Annotated in this window: 2 protein-coding genes and 2 pseudogenes; all 4 read right to left on the bottom strand. The window is 62.1% G+C overall.

The features are described 5' to 3' along the window. Window positions 1-667, bottom strand: a pseudogene (locus BTW07_RS18080) (hypothetical protein); the annotation flags it as partial. A 69-nt stretch (window positions 668-736) separates the two neighbouring features. Further along, the gene (locus BTW07_RS18085; RefSeq protein WP_075571563.1) at window positions 737-1,090 is read right to left on the bottom strand and encodes a hypothetical protein; all 354 of its coding nucleotides are present in this window, start codon (window positions 1,088-1,090) and stop codon (window positions 737-739) included. 164 nt (window positions 1,091-1,254) lie between these two features. Next, the gene (locus BTW07_RS18090) at window positions 1,255-1,995 is read right to left on the bottom strand and encodes a TraX family protein (protein ID WP_075571564.1); all 741 of its coding nucleotides are present in this window, start codon (window positions 1,993-1,995) and stop codon (window positions 1,255-1,257) included. Continuing rightward, window positions 1,992-2,717, bottom strand: a pseudogene (locus BTW07_RS18095) (secretin N-terminal domain-containing protein); the annotation flags it as partial. The pseudogene BTW07_RS18095 and the gene BTW07_RS18090, both read right to left, overlap by 4 nt.

Raw genomic sequence — 2,717 nt, forward strand, 5'->3', positions numbered from 1 at the left:
AGCACTGGAGCGCACTGGCGGTGCCGAACATGAAGGTTTCGGCGTTGCCGTAGGTGGTGGCGATGGTGCCGTGGTTGAAGGTGAAGTCCCCGATGCCGTCGATCTTGGTGACCTTTTTGGAGCGGGTGACGAAGCGGTCCATGAAATCTTTCGGGGGCTTCCAGCCCTGGACGTCCAGGGCGAGGTGAACGGCACAGCCCATGGGCTCGACGTGGGCCATCAGTTCCTTGGCGATGCTATCCAGGTAGGTCTGGATATCGGCGGTACTGCGCTCGTGGATGAAGTGGGGCGATAGCTCGATCTTGAGGTGGGTGCCGATGTCTTCGGCCTTGGTGTGCCGGGCGTAGAACAGGACGATGACGCCAAGCTCGTTGTTCTGGAGCCGGTAGCGGAAGCCGCTGTTGGTGTTGCCGGCGCCGACGATCCAGGTGGTGCCGAACAGGTCGATGGTGGCGCCACGTCCTTCGCGGTACGTCTCGATGATCTGATCGAACAGGTGCATGCACGGCTTGCCGGCGTAAAGCTGACGCACGGTGTCGACACCAGTGTGGAGCAGCTTGATGTTCGAGAGATTGCGCTGGCCCTTGGGACTGATGAAAAGCGAGCCCCGTTTGTCTTGCTCGTCGCGTGCCAGTGATTCGAGTGAATAGCGTTCCCAAGTCTTCATTTTACAAAACTCCAAAACTGTACGGTGTGAGCCGAAATGGTCGGTTCGGTATTTGATCTGCGAGACGTGTTACAGGGAGGGTCTCGCCCTGTCTGCTGATTCGTGCCGATTGTGCTGCGAATGGGCGCGTAGACCGATCTGGTTATCAAAATCGGGAAATTGATTCGGGTAGCTGTGGTGTACCGAAAAGGCATCAGCGCCCAGGGTGGTGACGGTGTAGGCCTGCAACGTCTCAAGGTTGCGGAATTGACGAAGGCCGCCCCGTTGAGCACCGAGGAACCAGTAATTCGTCTGGACAGTCATGGCTAGTATCCAGCGATCTGAGTCGGCAACCGGGAATCGGAACGCGCCCAGGTAGACCGGATGGCGCTTGGACATCTCAGAGAACAGTGCTTCAAAACGGGGTTTTTGAAGAAGGTACATGGCGGCCTCCTGTCAGGCGGAAACGAGTAGAGAGGACAGAGCCGCAATGACGGCCAGATGCAGCGGGTACCTAGCCTGGGCTGACTGGTTGACTCCCGTTGATCCACGACAGATTCGCCCAGGCTCACTAGTCATCGATCCCCGGCAGTCCGTGATGAAGATCCTCATGGCGTGATTCCCCAGGTGATGACGGCAATAGTGGCGAGATGCAGCGGATACCAGGAGAGCCGGAGCGGGCGCGGAATGGCCGGGATCGGAACGTCGAGGCGTATCGAGCCGCTGGCCAGGAGAACGAGCGTCATGGCCGTGGCGGTGCTGATCAGCATGTGAAGCGGTGTTCCGTTGATCATGGCGGCCAGGAGCAATGCCGGGATCGCGGCGACGGTTCGGTGTGGGTAGCGGTAGGCCAGCACGAACGCCGGCACCAGGAGCAGGCCCAACAGGCCGTACTCGACGTGGGGGCTGATCGAGAGAGCCAGGATGACCAGGACGATGCCGATGGCGGCCTGGAGGGTGCGTTCCTGGATCTGCTGCAGGGCGATGACGGAGAGCATGCCCAGGCCGAGGGTGAAGCAGACGTTGAGCTTGGTCGCGACGACCAGGAGATAGGGCAGTTGGGCCAGGGAGCCTACCCAGAGCAGCCGGAGGCCGTAGCGAGCCGGTCGGCGGGTGTTGTGGAGAAGGTGCCAAGCGACCATGCCGGCGAATAGCGGGAAGGCGATACGGCCGAGAGCGATAGCCCAGGGCGTGAGCGCGGCATCCGGCCAGAGGTATTTGGAGACGTGCTCGGCGGTCATGGCCAGGATCGCGAGCCATTGGGCGAGCGGTACCCAGGCGTTGGATAGGGGCTGTCTATGAGATCCGCCGCGATCGTCGGGTGAAAAGCTATCGATAGCCGGGTTCATGACGTGACCTCCTGGGTGGGCAGCACGGTGGCCTGGAGCAGCACATAGAGATTGCTGGTATGGGAGCTGGTCGAGGTGGAGCGGAACAGGCCGCCGATGACGGGGATATCGGAGAGCACCGGGACGGAATTCTCCTGACGGCGGTTTTCTTCGGAGACGAGGCCGCCCAGGAGCACCGACTGGCCGGACTGGATCTGGACCGTGGTGGCGATGCTGCGCTGATTGGTGATGATGTCCGAGGCCAGCAGCGAGTCGGTGAGGCTGTCGGCGGCGGTGTTGACGTCCATGACCACCAGCCCGGAGGGCGTGACCACCGGGAACACGTTGAGGGTGATGCCGATGTCCTTGCGCTCGATGGTCTGGAACGGGTTTTCGATGTTGGCCGCTTCCCCGGTGATCCTGCCGGTGATGAACGGCACGTTCTGGCCGACGCTGATGGTGCCGCGCTGACCGGAGAGGGTGAGGATCTGCGGGGTGGAGAGGACGCGGGCATTGGAGTCGCGGCGGATGGCGTTCACCGCGAGCGCGAGGGTGTCGCCGTCGAAGATCCCGAACGAGGCCCCGGGCACGGACAGCGCATTCCCCAAGCTGGAGGTGTTGAAGCCGCCGGCGGGGTTGCTGCCGTTCCGGGCACGACCGAACGCCACCCCAAGATCGAAGGTATCGCCGTCGGTGGTTTCGAAGATGATGGCGCGGATCAGTACCTGGGCGCGGGTCACGTC

Origin of the sequence: Salinicola socius (assembly GCF_001937195.1) — a bacterium.
GTDB classification, from domain to species: Bacteria; Pseudomonadota; Gammaproteobacteria; order Pseudomonadales; family Halomonadaceae; genus Salinicola; species Salinicola socius.

What these genes read in the sequence shown, in the direction of transcription:
- BTW07_RS18090 (WP_075571564.1), bottom strand. Translation starts at nt 1,995, where the DNA reads ATGAACCCGGCTATCGATAGCTTTTCACCCGACGATCGCGGCGGATCT.
- BTW07_RS18085 (WP_075571563.1), bottom strand. Translation starts at nt 1,090, where the DNA reads ATGTACCTTCTTCAAAAACCCCGTTTTGAAGCACTGTTCTCTGAGATG.